Source organism: Kribbella sp. NPDC104740 (genome assembly GCF_055583505.1).
The window spans coordinates 997745-1013763 of sequence record NZ_JBVJNV010000003.1; the positions used below are offsets into that span (position 1 = coordinate 997745).

At 70.5% G+C, this 16019-nt stretch carries 17 protein-coding genes; 11 read left to right on the forward strand and 6 right to left on the reverse strand.

Annotated elements, in window-relative coordinates:
* Positions 1-17: 17 nt before the first annotated feature.
* Both ACZ6Z4_RS20870 and ACZ6Z4_RS20875 read right to left on the reverse strand, forming a co-directional pair.
* Complete coding sequence (locus ACZ6Z4_RS20870; RefSeq protein ID WP_465566640.1) at positions 18-383, reverse strand: VOC family protein; 366 nt, start codon at positions 381-383, stop codon at positions 18-20.
* 200 nt (positions 384-583) lie between these two features.
* On the reverse strand, positions 584-814 hold the full coding sequence (locus ACZ6Z4_RS20875) for a hypothetical protein (protein ID WP_184800512.1): 231 nt from the start codon (positions 812-814) through the stop codon (positions 584-586).
* Positions 815-1065: 251 nt separating this feature from the next.
* On the opposite strand from ACZ6Z4_RS20875, the gene ACZ6Z4_RS20880 reads away from it, so the two are divergent.
* From ACZ6Z4_RS20880 to ACZ6Z4_RS20890, 3 genes are all read left to right on the forward strand, one after another.
* A complete protein-coding gene (locus tag ACZ6Z4_RS20880) occupies positions 1066-1689 on the forward strand; it encodes an NUDIX hydrolase (RefSeq protein WP_465566642.1) in 624 nt (207 codons plus the stop codon).
* Positions 1686-2231: a MarR family transcriptional regulator gene (locus ACZ6Z4_RS20885; RefSeq protein ID WP_465566644.1), complete on the forward strand. Its 546-nt coding sequence runs from the start codon at positions 1686-1688 to the stop codon at positions 2229-2231. Before ACZ6Z4_RS20880 ends, ACZ6Z4_RS20885 begins: the two co-directional genes overlap by 4 nt.
* Positions 2232-2299: 68 nt before the next feature.
* A complete protein-coding gene (locus tag ACZ6Z4_RS20890; protein ID WP_465566647.1) occupies positions 2300-2665 on the forward strand; it encodes a VOC family protein in 366 nt (121 codons plus the stop codon).
* Here the strand turns inward: ACZ6Z4_RS20890 and ACZ6Z4_RS20895 are convergent, their stop codons facing one another.
* Complete coding sequence (locus tag ACZ6Z4_RS20895; RefSeq protein ID WP_465566657.1) at positions 2666-3487, reverse strand: DUF3152 domain-containing protein; 822 nt, start codon at positions 3485-3487, stop codon at positions 2666-2668.
* 155 nt (positions 3488-3642) lie between these two features.
* On the opposite strand from ACZ6Z4_RS20895, the gene ACZ6Z4_RS20900 reads away from it, so the two are divergent.
* The 4 genes from ACZ6Z4_RS20900 to ACZ6Z4_RS20915 all read left to right on the forward strand — a co-directional run bounded on the left by ACZ6Z4_RS20900 (position 3643) and on the right by ACZ6Z4_RS20915 (position 9166).
* Entirely contained in the window at positions 3643-5448 is a 1806-nt protein-coding gene (locus tag ACZ6Z4_RS20900) for a protein-arginine deiminase family protein (RefSeq protein WP_465566658.1), read from the forward strand.
* Positions 5445-6416, forward strand: coding sequence for an alpha/beta fold hydrolase (locus ACZ6Z4_RS20905; RefSeq protein ID WP_465566660.1), 972 nt, complete (start codon positions 5445-5447; stop codon positions 6414-6416). Before ACZ6Z4_RS20900 ends, ACZ6Z4_RS20905 begins: the two co-directional genes overlap by 4 nt.
* A gap of 107 nt (positions 6417-6523) precedes the next feature.
* Positions 6524-8020, forward strand: coding sequence for an LCP family protein (locus tag ACZ6Z4_RS20910; RefSeq protein WP_465566662.1), 1497 nt, complete (start codon positions 6524-6526; stop codon positions 8018-8020).
* A 153-nt stretch (positions 8021-8173) separates the two neighbouring features.
* On the forward strand, positions 8174-9166 hold the full coding sequence (locus ACZ6Z4_RS20915) for a LacI family DNA-binding transcriptional regulator (protein ID WP_465566806.1): 993 nt from the start codon (positions 8174-8176) through the stop codon (positions 9164-9166).
* Here ACZ6Z4_RS20915 and ACZ6Z4_RS20920 read toward each other — a convergent pair.
* The 3 genes from ACZ6Z4_RS20920 to ACZ6Z4_RS20930 form a co-directional block, all read right to left on the reverse strand.
* A complete protein-coding gene (locus ACZ6Z4_RS20920; protein WP_465566665.1) occupies positions 9154-10260 on the reverse strand; it encodes a winged helix DNA-binding domain-containing protein in 1107 nt (368 codons plus the stop codon). The genes ACZ6Z4_RS20915 and ACZ6Z4_RS20920 overlap by 13 nt on opposite strands.
* Positions 10261-10286: 26 nt before the next feature.
* Entirely contained in the window at positions 10287-11051 is a 765-nt protein-coding gene (locus tag ACZ6Z4_RS20925) for an SDR family NAD(P)-dependent oxidoreductase (RefSeq protein ID WP_465566668.1), read from the reverse strand.
* A 92-nt stretch (positions 11052-11143) separates the two neighbouring features.
* Positions 11144-11758 carry a TetR/AcrR family transcriptional regulator gene (locus ACZ6Z4_RS20930; RefSeq protein ID WP_465566671.1) on the reverse strand — a complete coding sequence of 205 codons (615 nt, stop codon included), beginning with the start codon at positions 11756-11758 and terminating at the stop codon, positions 11144-11146.
* 109 nt (positions 11759-11867) lie between these two features.
* On the opposite strand from ACZ6Z4_RS20930, the gene ACZ6Z4_RS20935 reads away from it, so the two are divergent.
* The 4 genes from ACZ6Z4_RS20935 (at position 11868) to ACZ6Z4_RS20950 (ending at position 15948) form a co-directional block, all read left to right on the forward strand.
* Entirely contained in the window at positions 11868-13451 is a 1584-nt protein-coding gene (locus ACZ6Z4_RS20935; RefSeq protein ID WP_465566674.1) for an ABC-F family ATP-binding cassette domain-containing protein, read from the forward strand.
* A complete protein-coding gene (locus ACZ6Z4_RS20940) occupies positions 13438-14286 on the forward strand; it encodes a Vgb family protein (RefSeq protein ID WP_465566677.1) in 849 nt (282 codons plus the stop codon). The genes ACZ6Z4_RS20935 and ACZ6Z4_RS20940 overlap by 14 nt, the downstream gene beginning before the upstream one ends.
* A gap of 74 nt (positions 14287-14360) precedes the next feature.
* Positions 14361-15254 carry a UbiA prenyltransferase family protein gene (locus ACZ6Z4_RS20945; RefSeq protein WP_465566680.1) on the forward strand — a complete coding sequence of 298 codons (894 nt, stop codon included), beginning with the start codon at positions 14361-14363 and terminating at the stop codon, positions 15252-15254.
* Positions 15255-15276: 22 nt separating this feature from the next.
* A complete protein-coding gene (locus tag ACZ6Z4_RS20950) occupies positions 15277-15948 on the forward strand; it encodes a 2OG-Fe(II) oxygenase (RefSeq protein ID WP_465566684.1) in 672 nt (223 codons plus the stop codon).
* Positions 15949-16019: the final 71 nt, after the last annotated feature.

A 16019-nucleotide genomic window follows, 5' to 3' on the forward strand; every position in this document is an offset into this window, starting at 1 on the left:
AACGCCCTGGCGGTGGGCTACTTGTTCGCGTAGTACTCCGGCTTCATCTGGATCAGCTGCACGTAGTTGCCGTCGGGGTCGGTGAGAGTGGCGAAGGTGCCGATGCCGCGGTCCTCGGGCTCGACTAGCCAGTCGACGTCCAGGGTGCGCAGGTGGGCGGCGCTGGCCTCGATGTCGTCGACGGCGAAGTTGACGATGAACCGGCCGGGCTCGGGCGCTGTCGCGGCCACGTCGTCGCGGTGCTCGATGACCAGGCCGAACCCGCCGAGGTCGAGGTTGCCGTAGCCGTCGACGGCCGCGTGGAAGGCGTCGCGGTACCAGGTCTTCAGCCGGTCGGGGTCGGTGCTGCCGAGCAGCATGCTGTTCAGAACGGGCCGGGCCATCGGGGTCTCCTCGGGTCGTGGGTCGGTCACGCCGGGGACGTCGGAGTCCGGGCGCGGGTCTCGACACGCTGCGGAGACACGAACCGCCCGCACCCGGCCTTGTGGGCCGCGGTACGGGCGGTACGTCGTACTGGTGGTTCGCACTGGGTCGATCGGTGCGTGCTGCGGCAACAGGGAGTGCGCAGTACGCCGGGTCGGCTTCAGCGGGGGGCTACGTCCCACATGCGCTCGCCGGGCAGGGGGTCGGGGAGCCGGTCGACGGCCGGCATCGGGTCGTTGGTGACGCGAAGTCCGGCGAAGCGGCGGCTCATGGCGTGGGCGTACCGCTCGGCCAACGCCGGTTCGGCGTTGTAGTCGGCGATCACGTGCTCACCGAACCAGACTCGCACGCGTCGGCGCTCGGCAGTCTGGGTGGCGGTGGCGGTTGTCACAGGTCCTCCTGAGGCAGATCTGAGGGGTGGTCGGCCTGGAACGCGGAGCGAGCGCGATGACGGTTGAGCCGTGTGATCCCCGTCATGTCAGATGCAACGCACGACCGGGAGCGGAGGTCACGCTTGGGTTCCGATTTCTCTGCCAGAAAGGTGGATTTTCTGATCAGTTCACTCGAACAGGTGTTCCTTTGTTTGTGTGATGCGCGGGCTTTCGCGCGGGAATTGTCGGCGGGCACTGCGAAGGTCCCGAGATGCGAAGTTCGGTGAAAGAAGTCCACCAGTTGGTCTCCGGCCTGGAGCCGGCCGACGAGCGCGGGGTCGCGGACCGGGAGTGGACGCTGCGCTGGCTGGCGAGCACCGACGACATCTGGCGGCGGGTGAAGCCGGCGACCCCTTCACCGCACCTGGTCTCGTACGCCGTGGTGGTCGACCCGATGGACGGGAGCGTGCTACTGGTCGACCACGTGAACGCGCGACGGTGGTTGCCGACCGGCGGCCACGTGGAAGCCGACGAGCACCCGGCGGACGCGGCGGCGCGGGAGGTGCGGGAGGAGCTCGGGATCGATGCCGTGTTCAACGATCCGGAGCGGCGGCCTTCGTTTCTGACCGTCACCGAGATCGGTGATCACACTGATGTGAGTTTGTGGTTCGTGCTGGCGGGGTGGCGTGGGATGCCGGTGCTGGACCGGTCCGGGGAGTTCGCGGAGGTGCGGTGGTGGACGCGGGCGGAGATCGCGCGGGGCGGAATGTTCGATCCGGAGTTCGGGCGGTTCCTGCGAACGGGCGTTCGGTTGTCGGGAGAGGTGGAATTCACAGGGATTCCTCAGGAACGACACGCCGAAGTGTCAGACGGGATCCGTAGGCTGGAACGGTGACCATCGAAGAGACGGGGACCAGGGCGCTGGCCGTGCCGGAGCGCGATGTGCCGTTGAGCGGGATCGCGACGGTGCAGACCGAGCACCTGATCGGGGACGTGGGGGACGCGCTGCGGCTGCTGGACGCCGTGGAGCGGGTTCGGGGGCATGCGCACCCGTTGATCCTGGGGCTGCAGGACGCGGTCGGGATGAAGATGCCGGCGGCGTTGGTGCTGAGCGCGATCTCCAACGGGCGGGACTCCGCGGCGGCTGTGGCCGAGCAGGTCGGGACGACGACCGGTGAGGCCGAGCTGGCGATCGCGGAGCTGGCTGGGTTGGGGCTGGTGAAGACCGCTCCACACCTGGCGGTGACGGGGATGGGTCAGGCGCGGTTGTCGCAGCTCGATGCGTTGACTGTGCGGGTGCTCGATGTGATCACCGGGATTCTCGGGCCGGCGGATGCGGCTCAGCTGGTGCGGCTGCTGCACACGGTGGCCGATGGGTTGGAAACCGCCGCGGTGACCGCGGCCGTGAGTCAGGTGGCGCCGCAGCTGCACAACTGATCATGTCGAGACCGGACACCTGCTGCCGACGTACCTGGTGACAACAACCACCAGGTAGGAGGCAACTGATGTTCGGACAGACGAAGGCGTACAGCGGGTTCTCGGTGGACGACATCCCGGCGGCGAAGGAGTTCTACACGCGCACGCTCGGGCTCGACGTCGGCGAGGAGCACGGGATGCTGCAGCTGCGGATCGCGGGCGGCAACCCCGTGCTCGTCTACCCGAAGGACGATCACGTGCCGGCGGCGTACACAACGCTGAACTTCCCGGTCGACGACATCGCCGCGGCCGCCCGGGCGCTGGCGGCGCGCGGCGTGACGTTCGAGCGGTACGGCGACCGGCACGACGAGCTCGGGGTGGTCCGCGGTGACGGGCCGCCGATCGCGTGGTTCAAGGACCCGGCCGGGAACGTGCTCTCGATCGTCGAGGAGTGATCAGGCGCCCGGGATCGGGTCGTCGTACTTGCCGAGGTGGCCCTCGTAGCGGGTGCCGTTCCGGTATGGCCAGGCGTACGGGGTGCAGCCGTGCAGACCGAGGGTCTGCTGCTGCATCACCGGCGCCGGCTGACCGGGCCCGGGGCAGAGCTCGTGGGCCTCGCCGAGGCGGTGGCCGGTCTCGTGGTTCAGCATGTACTTGCGGTACTCCGTGAGCGAGGCGCCGTAGTTCGGGACGCCGTTCACCCAGCGCGCGATGTTCAGCACGACGCGCTGGCCGATCCGGCAGCTCGTGTAGTGGTCGTAGCCGCCACCGCAGAGGATGTCGCGGGTCGCGGGCGTCACGAACATCAGCTTGAAGCCGGGGTCTTGCCCCGGGCCGACCTGGCGGAAGCGCCACTTGCCGCCGGCGGTCCAGCCCTGCGGGGCGCCGTACGTCTCGCGGACGAAGCGGGCCAGCTCGGTGCGGTCGATGCCCTTGATGCCGTTCTCGATGTCGATCTCGAAGGTGAGCAACCGGCCCTCGGAGCCGATCGGCGTCGGGTCGCCGGGCAGGACGGAGTACGAGACGCTGCCTTGCTCCGGATAGGTGATCGACGGGTCGGCGGAATCGGCGGGCTTCGCGGGGGTCTGCGGGCTGCCCTTGCCGGGAGTGCTGTCGCGCGGGCTGTCGACCGGTGGTTCGTCCAGCGGCTCCGAGGCGGCGACCGGCGTCCGGTCGGGCGCGTCGTTGCGGGCGAACGGGCTGGCCGGGAGCTGGAACAACCCGACCACGACAAGTGCGGCCACCGCACCCAGACCGGCGATCCGTGCCTTGCGCATCTGCTGGACTCCTCACCGCACCCGGGCTGGGCGCGTCCTCACCGGGTTCTTGCCTGTTCGGGCAGAAACCCTTCTCGCGCGCCTGATTTCGTACGAGTGTGTTAGTTTCGAGATGGGAAACAGCACAGACGTGTCAAATACTTGGGGAGTCGGGGATGAAGCGGTGGACGGCAGGGATGGCGACGGTCGCGGTGCTGACCGCGGCGACACCGGCGATGGTGGCCTGGGGCGCCGGTACGACGGGCGCCGGTACGACCGGCGCCGAGCTGCGGGCCGATGTGGATCGGGACGGGCGGGTGACACCGGCCGACGAGGCCGGTGAGGCGTCGTGGTCGGCTGATCGCGGCGCGATCTTCCTCGCGAACGCCGACGACGACGAGCGGCGGTGCAAGGTCGATCCAGGTGAGCTGGAGGACGCGGGGTCGGCGGTCGACGAGAAGCTTGCCGCGTGCAACGATGCCGCGGACGAGCGGATCAACGGGCCGAAGGACCTGGAAGACCTTGCACCGCTGGAGATTCCGGCGACGAGGGGACTCAGCCGAACGGCGACAGGTCGGCTGGACGTCGTACCGGCGAACAAGGCGCGGATCTTCGCGAACGGCCGACCGGCGAGCGAGCTGACGGCTGACCAGCTGCGGCGTGGCGTACGGCTCGGGCTGGAAGGGCGCGACGTACTGCGTGACCGCGCCAAGTGGGACGGGACGATCACGGTCAGGTTGACCGTCACCGACCGCAGGCGCAGTGCGAGCGACGTCGTGAAGCTGCGGGTCGCGCCGCTGATGCTGCAGAACGATCTGCAGCGAGCGCAGACCGTCTTCGCGGGTAAGCCGAACAAGGGCGTCGGCTGGCCGGGCGATGCGCCGTACCCGCCGGGTGTGCCGGGTGAGTTCGATGCGTTCGCGAAGACGCTCGGGAAGGCGACGCGGTCGAGCGGCGCCAAGCTGCAGTACGTGCAGGGCACGCCCGGCGGCTGGAAGGACATGTGGCTGCAGGACACCTTCGAGCCGGCCACCGCGAGCCTGCCGGCGGTCGGCGGCGCGCACACGATGCGGGTGCTGATCCGCTCCGGCAACGTCTGGGACTTCGGCGTCCCGACCCCGCGCCCGGCCGGGCGCCTGCTCTACCGCGATCTCCGCGGACCGGACGTCGGCGTCGTCCAGGAGCTCAGCCCGACCGCCTCCTCGAACGCGAACGACCTGCTCAACATGGGCGGCAACATCGAGAGCCTCCCGCCGTACGCCGGCCACCCGCACGGCCGCGTCCTGTACGGCGCCGGCGAGCGGAAGCCCGACCCCGGGTTCCTCGAGCTCGTCACCGGCCAGGGTTTCCAGGACCCGCTGCGGATCGACACCTCCTGGCTCGCGATCGGGCACGCCGACGAGACCACGCACGTCGTCCGCGCCGACAACGCCCGCGGCTGGACGCTCGCGGTCGCCGATCCTCGGCTGGCCGAGCAACTGCTGCGCGACGCGCACCGTCAAGGCGCCGGCGGGCAGCGGTTGTTCGCGGACACCAACTCGCCGCGCAAGCCGGCCGTCGACGAGATCCTTGCTGATGGCAAGCATCTCGCGGACAACCGCGCCGCGGCCGCGCACATCGACGAACAGCTGGCGATCCTGCTCCGCGAGACCGGGCTGCGACGCGACGAACTGGTCCGGCTGCCGGTGTTCTTCGAGTCGCACCCGGTGCTGCCCGGGCTCCGCGCGATGACGCCTGGCCTGGTGAACGGGCTGTCGCTGACCGCGCGCGACTTCGCCGCACCGGACCCGCAGGGGCCGAAGGTGCGCGGCGTCGACGTGTTCAAGGCGACCGCGGAGCGCGCGCTCCGGCGTACCGGGGTCCGGGTGCACTGGGTCGACAACTTCTTCTGGTCGCACCTCGGCGGCGGCGAGGTGCACTGCGCGACCAACGCGTTGCGCGACACCCGCGGGACCGACGCGTGGTGGTTGGATCGGGTGTGACCACACTCCGTACGCCGGACGGCCGGACCGTCGCCTACAGCCTGTACGGCGATCCAGGCGGCGTCCCGGTCGTTTCCCAGAACGGCTCCCCGTCCACGCGCTGGAAGCGGCCGGACGTCGTCCGTGCGGTGGAGGAGCTCGGGATCCGGCTGCTGTCGATCGACCGGCCAGGGTACGGCGAGTCGTCGCGGCAGCCGGGGCGGACGGTCGCCGATGCGGTCGCTGATGTGCGACTGGTCGCGGACGCGCAGGGGTGGGAGCGGTTCGCGGTCACTGGTGGGTCGGGCGGCGGTCCGCATGCGCTGGCGTGTGCGGCGTTGCTGCCTGATCGGGTGGTGCGGTGCGCGGTGGCGGGTGGGATCGCTCCCCCGCTGGTCGACGGGCCGGAGCCGGTGGAGGACGGCGCGGAGCCGCTCGTCGACGGACCGGAGCCGCCGGACGGCGCAGAACCGTCGGGCGGCGGCGCGAGTTCGTCGGGCGGCGGCGCGACGAACGGCGGCGACGGGACCGGTCGCGTCCCGCCCGACCCTCGGCGCAACCGCACGTCCTGGCTCGCCGCCAACGGCGGTGAGGCGGCGCTGCGGCCGGGTGTCGAGGAGACCGCGCGGCAGATCCTCGCGCTGATCGAGGCCGGTGGGCCGGAGATTCCGCCGGATTCCTACTCCCCGGCCGGGCCTCCGGCGAAGGACGAGCCGCGGGCGATGGCTCGGGTGCTGGCGACGTTCGTGGACAGCCACGACGGGTGGATCGATGACAACCTGGCGTTCGCCCGCGACTGGGGGTTCGCGCTGGAGAAGATCGTGGTGCCGGTGAGTCTTTGGTACGGCTCGGAGGCGGAGCGGGACCGGTTGCAGGCGGGGTTTCTCGCGGCGGCGACACCAGGCGCCGAGGTGTTCGAGTTTCGTGGTGGGCACATTCAGAGCGACCCGGCGTACCGGCGGATGCTGGCCTGGCTCAGCGCCAACTAGCTGACGCAGAAGATTCGGCCGAACTTTTCCGGCTCGGGCGGGTTCGAAGGAGAGGGCGCCGGTCAGGGGCGGTGCTCGCGTCCTGCCGCCGATCATCGAGTGGAGCCATGGCCCCGAGCGCAACCCGAGCACGTCGAGCCAAACCCCGGACGAGTCGGCACCACCGGCAGGGTGGGGCGCTGCTGATCGCGGTGCTCGGGGTGCTGATCCCGGGGACCGCGTACCTCGCCGCCGGGCGGAAACGGCTGGGCGCGGTCGTGACCACGCTCAGCGTGCTGCTGTACGGCGCGGCGGCGTACGTCGTGCTGGTCCGGCGCGACGACGTGATCGAGTGGGCGCTCGACCCGGGTGTGCTGCTCGGGATGATCGTCGGGCTGGGCGTCGCCGGGCTGTTCCTGGTCGTCGTGCTGGTCACGTCGTACAAGATGTTGCGGCCGTTGCAGAGCGGGATCGGCGCGCGGCTGGCCGGGGCGCTGGTGGTCGGGCTGGTCTGCTTCTCGATCGCGTCGGGGTCGGCGCTCGGGGCGCAGAACCTGGTCGCGCAGCGCAGCCTGGTGACCAAGGTGTTCGCCGGGGAGAAGTCGAAGAGCGCGACCGCGCCGAAGATCGACCGGAAGGACCCGTGGGCGAAGCTGCCGCGGATCAACCTGCTGCTGCTCGGCGCCGACGACGGCGAGGGGCGCGACGGCGCGCGGACCGACACGGTGATGGTGGCCAGCATCGACACCCACACCGGCGAGACGTCGCTGATCTCGCTGACCCGGAACTTCATGCGGATGCCGTTCCCGAAGGACCACCCGCTGCACAAGGTGTTCCCGACCGGCTACTGGGACCCCGACGACCCGCACCCGGAGCAGCCGAACTTCTACCTGGACGCGATGTACCGCACCCTCCCGCCGAAGTACGGCGACCTGCTCGGCGAGACCGACAACCCGGGCGCGGACGCGCTGAAGCTGTCGGTCGGCGAGGCGCTGGGGCTGAAGCTGCACTACTACGTGCAGATCAACCTGGCCGGCTTCGAGCAGATGGTGACCGCGCTCGGCGGGATCACGGTGAACATCAACTACCCGGTCCCGGTCGGCGGTGACGACGACAAACACATCCCGCCGGGGCGCTGGCTGCAACCGGGCCCCGACCGGAAGCTCAACGGCTTCGACGCGCTCTGGTTCGCCCGAGGACGGTACAAGGTGCCGGGTGCGGACCTGGCCCGGCAGGCCCGCCAGCGCTGCACGATCAAGGCGATCGTCGAGCGCGCGACGCCGCAGAACGTGCTCACGCACTACAAGGAGATCGCCGCGGCGGGCGAGCAGCTGATCCGCACCGACATCCCGCAGACGCTGCTCGGCGATCTCGCCGGGCTCGGCGCGAAGGTGAAGACGGCGAAGATCCGCAACATCGACCTGGACAAGAAGAAGAACTTCCCGAACGGGCGCGACCCGAACTACCCGGGGATGCGGGCGATCGTGCAGAAGGCACTGTCCGGTACGCCGGCCGCGCAGCCCAAGCCCACCACCACGAAGCCGACCGGGAAGCCCACCACGACCAAACCGCCGGCGACCAACGGTGATCTGAGCGACTCCTGCGCCTACGACCCGACCGGCTGACGCACCGCCCGGGGGACAATGGGCGGGTGGTGAAGCCGGCTCGCCGCCCGACCACCCCAGCCGTCGGATGGAACGTCAGGCGTGGTGGCTGGTGCACGGGTGCGAGCGGAAGCTCCTTGCTCTTGATCGGGGGACAATGGGCGGGTGGTGAAGATGGCGGACGTCGCGCGGCGGGCCAACGTCTCGGTGACGACGGTTTCGCACGTGCTGAACGACACCCGGTTCGTGGCGCCGCGGACGCGCGAGGCGGTGCTGACCGCGGTCCGGGAGACCGGGTACGTGCCGAACACGGTCGCCCGGTCGCTGGTGATGTCGAAGACCGACACGATCGGGCTGGCGCTGTCGTCGATCTCCAACCCGTACTTCGGGGAGCTGGCGCACCACCTGCAGGCCGAGGCCGAGCGGCGCGGGTACTCGATCCTGATCGCGGACACCCACGACGACCCCGAGCGCGAGCTCGAAGTGGTGCGTGACCTGCACGAACGCCGGGCCGACGGGATCATCATCGCGGTCTCGGCCCGGCCGGAGCCGACGCTGGACTACCTGCGGCTGCGCAAGGTCCCGGTGGTGCTGGTGGACCGGATGATCGGGACCGGGCTGGACGAGGTCGGCACCGAGAACGTCGAGGCGACCGCTCGGCTGGTCGAGCACCTGACCGGGCTCGGGCACACCCGGATCGGCATCGTCGCCGGGCTGCCCGGGATCGCGACGACCGAGGAGCGGATCGCCGGCTACCGCCTCGGGCTCGAACGGGCCGGTCTCCCGTACGCCGCGGAGCTGCGCACCGACGGCGCGTCGGACGCCGTACCGGCGCAGGGCGCGACCGCGCGGCTGCTCGCGCTGGCCGACCCGCCGACCGCGCTGATCGTCGCGAACAACCAGATGACGATCGGCGCGATGCGGGCGCTGCGGCAGGCCGGGGTGTCGGTGCCCGGCGACCTGGCGCTGGTCGCGTTCGACGACTTCGACTGGGCCGACCTGTTCGAGCCGCGGCTGACCACGATCGCGCAGCCGCACGCCGTCCTGGCGTCGCGGGCGCTGGAGCTGATCACGACGCGGATCGCCGAACCGGAGCTGCCGGCGCGGACGATCCGGGTCGAGCCGACGCTCGTGCACCGCAACTCGTGCGGGTGTCAGACCAGCTGAACCTGGTGCTTCTGATCGGGCGCCATGAACTGCAGCAAAGCGGCGCCCTCGACCTCGACAGCTTTCCGAACGGCAGCGGACAGTACGACGTCGCCGCCGCCGTTGTCGTCGAGCAGTTCGATCGCGAGCGTCGCGGTGTCACCGGTGAGGTCGACCTTCCACATGCCGCGGACGAAGCCGTCGACGAGCAGCGTGGCCGCGATGTAGGCGCCGACGCAGACGCGGGTCTGCTGCGCCTTCGTCATCACCCGCGAGCGGTCGCGGAAGCCGACCATCAGGTTGTCGAACTCCGGCAGCAGGCGGACCGGGACCGGCGTACCGGGGTCTGGGCGTGGGGCGTCGGGGAGATCGAAGAGTTCGGTGCCGGCTTCGTTGGTGAACGTGACGAGCTGGGGTCTCAGCTCGTCGATCGTGTCGCCGAGGCGGCTCAGGCCTGACCAGGCGTGGATGTCGCGGAGCGAGGCCGGGCCGAAGGCTGCGAGATAGAGCAGGATCAGGCGGCCTGGGTCTGGTTCGCCGAGGGTGATGCCGAGCCAGTCCTCGGCGAGCGCGAAGGGGGTCACTCCGCCTTTGCGGCCCCAGAGGCCGTCCGGTGGCGGGTGCACGACCGAGGCCAGGTACTGGAAGGTCCAGCCGAGGGCGGTGCCCTCGTGATCGGGCCAGCGCTCCTTGAGCTTCTTGCCGAGCTGGGGGCGGGTGAGGGTGACGCCCTTGAGCGCTTCCTTGCCCAGTACGACGAGCTCGTCGAGGTCGACGCCTTCGGTCTGTTTGCGCCAGGCGCTGTGGTGGGCACGCACGAGGACGGGCGCGATGACCGGGCGGAGGACCTGGTAGTCCTCGGCGGTGACGAGGTGTTGCGTGTAGCGCATCAGGCAGGCGCGGACGACCTGCTTGTCGTGCAGGAGGTCGGCGAGCTGGTCGGGTTCGAAGTCGGTGAGGCGGGCCCAGAGGCCGAGGTACGGGTCCTTGGCGCTCTGGGCGTTCAGGCCGGCCAGGGCGTGGACGGCGTCGAGGGCCGGGAGCTGCTGCCGTTCGAGCAGGAGTTGGCGGGCGAGGGTGGCGCGGTTGAGTGCCCGCCGGTCCATGACGTCCATGGGGACAGCATCGCCCGAGGGGTGGGTCAGGCGTAGCGGACGCCGAGGCCGCCGTCGACGGTCCAGTTCGCGCCGGTGACGAACGCGGCCGCCGACGAGGCCAGGAAGCAGACCACCTCGGCGACGTTCTCCGGCGTACCGATCCGGCCGAGCGGGTGCACCGAGAGCGCGCTGTCGCGGGCCCCGGGGATGGTGTCGAAGAACTCCTCGAGCAGGTCGGTGGCGATGAAACCCGGGCTGACCGCGTTCACCCGGACGTCGTGCGGCGCGACGTCGAGGGCCAGGCTGCGCGTCATCCCGACCAGGCCGGACTTCGCGGCGGCGTACGGGAACATGCCGGCGGTGGTCAGGTTGGAGTGGATCGAGGCGATGTTGACGATCGCGCCGTGCCGGTGCGCGATCATCGCGGGCAGCACCTGACGGGCCATCAGCCAGGCGCCCTTGAGGTCGACGTCGAAGACGCTGTCCCACTCCTCGACGGTCATCGCGGTGGCGTCGGCGTACGCATTCTTGCCGGCGTTGTTGACCAGGACGGTGATCGCGCCGAGTTGGCCGGTGAGGTCGTCGGTGCAGCTGCGGACCGAGCTCTCGTTGGTGATGTCGCCGACCGCGGCGGCGACCTTCGCGCCGGTGGCGGCGATCTCTTCCGTGGTCGCGGCGAGCGCGTCGGGGAGGATGTCGAGCAGGCCGACGGCCGCGCCTTCCTCGGCGGCCTTGACAGCGATCGCACGGCCGATGCCACGGGCCGCTCCGGTCACCAGTACGACCTCGCCGGTCAGACGTCCAGCCACAAGCTCCTCCTTCAACGGTGTAGAAGCAGCCTAAGCGGAGAACGCCGCTCGCTGCAGTGATCTCGCAGCGCGGATCGCGGCCGGAGTGGTGGTCAGGCCTGGAAGGCGCCGGCTTCGGCCGCGGCCGCTGTCGTGGTCGCCCAGCGGTCCGCCTCGGCCTCGGTCATCGGCTGTCGGCGCAGGAACAGCTGGTGGTAGAGCGGGGAGGTTGCGGCCATCAGCAGGCGGTGGGGGTCGGTGCCGGCGGGGAGCTCGCCGCGGGCGATCGCGCGGGTGACGACCACGGCGCAGCGATCGTAGCGGTCGTCCAACAGGCGGGTCTGGGCCGCGGCGGCCGCGGGTGAGCGGAAGGACGCGGCGATCACCGCGGACATCACCGACGGTTCTTCGAGGGCGGCAGTACGGACCTCGCGGTTCAGGGCGATCAGGTCGGTGCTGAGCGCGCCGGTGTCGGCGGGGGCCCAGGTGTCGTCGCGGTTGGCCTCGAGGAGGTCGACGAGCAGCGCGTCGACCGTCTTCCAGCGGCGGTAGAGCGTCGTGCGGTGCACACCCGACCGGGCGGCGACGGCGTCGATGGTGAGCGCGTCCCACCCGTGCTCGGCCAGTTCCTCGCCGACCGCGCGCAGCACGTCCGCGCGGACACGGGCGCTGCGGCCGCCGGGGCGAGCCGGACCGGGTAAGGGGGTTGCGTCCACCGGGCTGGTCATGGTTTCATCTTAACGCAACATTTGTCGCTTTAAGGAGTAGCCCGTGATCCTCTGACCCGCTGATGTTCCGGTGATTCCACCGTCCGAACCGCGCGTCAGGAGGACACGTATGTCTACGCAGCTGTCTGTGCACCATCTCGGCAAGTCCTACGACCACAAGGTCGTGCTCGATCAGGTCGACTGCGCGTTCCCGCCGGGGCGGGTCAGTGGGCTGATCGGGGAGAACGGGTCCGGCAAGTCGACGCTGCTGCGGCTGCTCGCCGGGGCCGAGGAACCGGACGACGGGTCCGTCGTCGTGGCGGGGAGCGTCGGGTTCCTCGCGCAGGAGAGCCCGTTGCCGCCGGAGCTGGATGTCTCGGCGGTGGTCGATCACGCGCTGGCGGACCTTCGCGCGCTGGAGGCGCGACTGCGTGAGCTCGAGGGATTGCTTGCTAATGGCAACCTTTGGGTGCTGGCGGAGTACGGCGAGGTGCAGCAGGAGTTCGAGGCGCGCGATGGGTACGACGCCGACGCGCGGCTGGCGCGGGCGATGCACGGGCTCGGGTTGTCGGCGCTGCCCGGTGATCGGGTGCTGGGCGAGCTGTCCGGCGGCGAGCTGGCGCGGTTGCAGCTGGCCGCCGTACTGGCTGCTTCGGCGGAGGTGCTGCTGCTCGACGAGCCGACGAACCATCTGGACCGGTCGGCGACGGAGTGGCTGGAGGAGCATCTGCGCGGGCGCTCGGGGACGACGGTGGTGGTGTCGCACGACCGTGCGTTCCTGGAGCGGGCGGCGTCGACACTGTTCGAGGTCGACGGGGACACGCATCGGGTGACGCGCTACGGGAACGGGTACGGCGGGTACCTGGTCGAGAAGGCCGCCGAACGGGCCCGGGCCGAGCAGGCGCGGCAGGTCTGGGAGGACGAGGTCGCGGTGATGAAGGTGACCGTGCGGACGACCGCGGACCGGGTCGCGCACGGGCGTCCGATGAAGGACAACAACAAGCTCGCGTACGACCGCGCGGCCGGGCGGGTGAACGAGGCGGAGCGGAGCAAGATCCGGAACGCGAAGGAGCGGTTGCGGAGGCTGGAGGCGGATCCGCCGCCGGTGCCGGCGAAGCCGCTGAAGTTCGGGGCGAGGCTGCGGACGGCCGGCAGTGCTGAAGGGATGTTGATAGAGGCAGTCGGGGTTGCTGTTGCTGGGCGGCTGCGGCCTGTTTCTGTTGAGGTCCCGGTGGGTGGGCGGTTGCTGATCACCGGAGCGAACGGTGCGGGCAAGTCGACATTGCTGGACGTGCTGGCGGGGCAGCTCACGCCTGACCGCGGGTACGTCGAGCGCCGCGGGCGACTGGGGTATCTCGCGCAGGACGTCGTCGAGCCGCGGCCCGACGAGACGCTGCGGACGGCGCTCGCGCGGCATCGGGGCGCGGCCGGGTTAGGACTGTTCCGCCAGGAGCAGTTGCTGACGAAGGTCGGCGCGTTGTCCACAGGTCAGCGGCGAAGGCTCGCGCTCGCGCGGCTGCTGACCACGCCGTACGACGGGATGCTGCTCGACGAGCCGACCAACCACCTGTCGCTCGTCCTCGTCGAGGAACTCGAGGCCGCGCTCGACGACTACCCCGGCGCGCTCGTCGTCGTCACGCACGACCGCCGCTTCATCTCCCGCTGGCGCGGCGCCATCCACAGGATCGAGGAGGAGTCCCTTGTCAGTCAGTGAGTTCACGGTGGGCGAAGGCGCGTACGGCGTGACGCTGCGCGGCGAGGAGGTGTGGACGACGCTCGTGCACACCGGCGTCGTCGCGCGGCTGGCCGGCGACGAGGTCGAGCGGGTGGATCTCGAGGCGCCGGAGAGTCGGCCGAGTGTGATCGTGGCCGCGCCGGACGGGGCGGTGTGGTTCACGCGGTCGGGTGACAACAGCATCGGGAAGATCGTGGACGGGGTGGTGTCGACGGTCGCGGTCGGCGGGTCGCCGTACGGGTTGTGTGTGGGTCCGGACGGGGCTGTCTGGTACACGGTGATGGACGCGGATCTGGTCGGAAGGGTGGGACCGGACGGAGTGACCGAGTTCGCGATCGGGACAGCGGGGGCTTTTCCGGCGTACATCACCAGTGGTGGTGGGGACTTGTGGTTCACGTTGAATGCGGGGAACGCGATCGGGCGGATGACGGTGGACGGGGTGGTGACCACCTACCCGTTGCCGACCGAGGCGGCTGGACCGGTGGGGATCAGTGCGGGGCCCGATGGCGTGTGGTTCGTGGAGATCCTGGCCGGGCAGGTCGGGCGGATCGGCCGCGACGGGGTGATCACCGAGTTCCCGTTGCCGGATCGTGAGGCGAAGCCGCACGCGGTGGCGGCGACTGCCGATGGCGGGTGCTGGGTGACCTTGTGGGGATCCAGCGCGCTGGTGCGGATCGACGCGGCCGGCGGCGTACGGGAGACCGTTGCCCTCGGCGACGGGTCGGAGCCGCACGGGCTGGCGGTCGCCGACGACGGGTCGGTGTGGGCGGCGCTGGAGAAGGGTTCTGTTGCTCACATTCAGCCTCAGGAGTGAGGCGATTCACCCGTTGGAGGGAGGTGCTGCGCAGCTCGTGAGAGGAGTGTGGAGACGTGACCACACTCGTTGCGGTGCGACCCCGTCCCCGGGCGAAAGATGTGCTGCTGGTCGGGCGGCCGGCGTTCTGGATCGTGTCGGTCGTGCCGTACTACGTGGGGATCCTGCTGGCCACGCACCAGCTGGTCCCACCGGTCGACACCTGGCCGCGGCTGCTGCTCGGCGCGGTGGTGATGGGCCCGCTGCTCTGGCTCGCGGTGCTCGCGATCAACGACGCGTACGACCTGCCCGGTGACCTGCTCAACCCGCGCAAGTCGAAGTCGCCGCTGCTCGACGGCCGCGTCACGGTCGCCGAGGCGAAGCGGCTCGCGGCGGTGGCCGACGTCGCGTCGCTGGTGGTGGGCGCGTTCGTCGGATGGGTGTTCACCGCCGGGGTGCTGTTCGCGCTGCTGCTCGGCTACGCGTACAGCGTCCCGCCGCTGCGGCTGAAAACCCGCGCGGGGTTCGACGTCGCCTCGAACTCGCTGGCCCTCGGCGCCTTCGGCCCGCTCGCCGGCTGGGCCGCGGTGACGCCTGACCTCGGCGCCTTCCCGTGGGTGATGGCGTTGCAGGGCACGCTCGCCGCGATCGGTCTCTACCTTCCGACGACGCTCGCCGACCTGCCCGCCGACCGCGCCGCCGGGTACCGGACGATCGCGGTCCGCCTGGGCGCGCGGACGACGTACCGGATCGGGTACGCCGCCTGGATCGCCGCGGCGACGCTGTCGGTCGTGCTCGCCGCCCTCGACCACGTGATCCCCCGCGGCATGCTCGTGCTCGAGATCGTGATGGTCCCGGTCCTCGTCGTCGCCTACCGCCGGCTGATCGGCCCGGGCCAGACCTTCAAGCAGGTGGTCATCCTCGCCAGCCTGTTCCTCTTCCCCTGTGGGACGTTCGCGCTCACCTACACCGGCGTCCTCACATTCTGAGCCGCCGTCGCGTTCCACTCGTATGGACTGGATCGATGACCTCAACGCCGTCGGCTGCGCGCTGACCCCACCGCTGCTCACGCCCGCGCAGTGCCACGAGATCACCAGCTGGTACGCCGAGGTCGAGCGCTTCCGCGCGACGATCGACATGGCCCGCTACCGCTTCGGCTCCGGCCAGTACCGGTACTTCGCCCACCCGCTGCCCGACGTCATCACCGAGCTCCGGGCGAGGTTCTACACGCAACTGCTGCCGGTCGCGCGAGACTGGGCGGACAAGCTCGGCCAGAAGGCGCCGTGGCCGGACTCGTTCGAGGAGTGGCTCGACGACTGTCATCGCGCCGGGCAGGAGCGCCCGACGCCGATCCTGCTGCGCTACCAGGCGGGCGACTGGAACGCCTTGCACCGCGACCTGTACGGCGAACTGGTGTTCCCGCTGCAGGTGGTGATCGGGCTGGACCAGGCCGGCGTCGACTACGAAGGCGGCGAGTTCCTGCTTGTCGAGCAGCGGCCGCGGGCGCAGTCACGCGGGACGGTGACGTCGCTGCCGCAAGGCCAGGGGCTGATCTTCACCACGCGGGACCGGCCGGTGCGGTCGACACGCGGCTGGTCGGCGGTGCCGGTGCGGCACGGGGTGAGCACGGTGCGGTCCGGGCTGCGGCACACGCTCGGGCTGGTGCTGCACGACGCTGCCTGACAGGCGGTGGATCGCTGATCGTCCACTGTTGTTCGCTCACGTTTGGTTCATGGTGGAGCACCGTGGGTGAT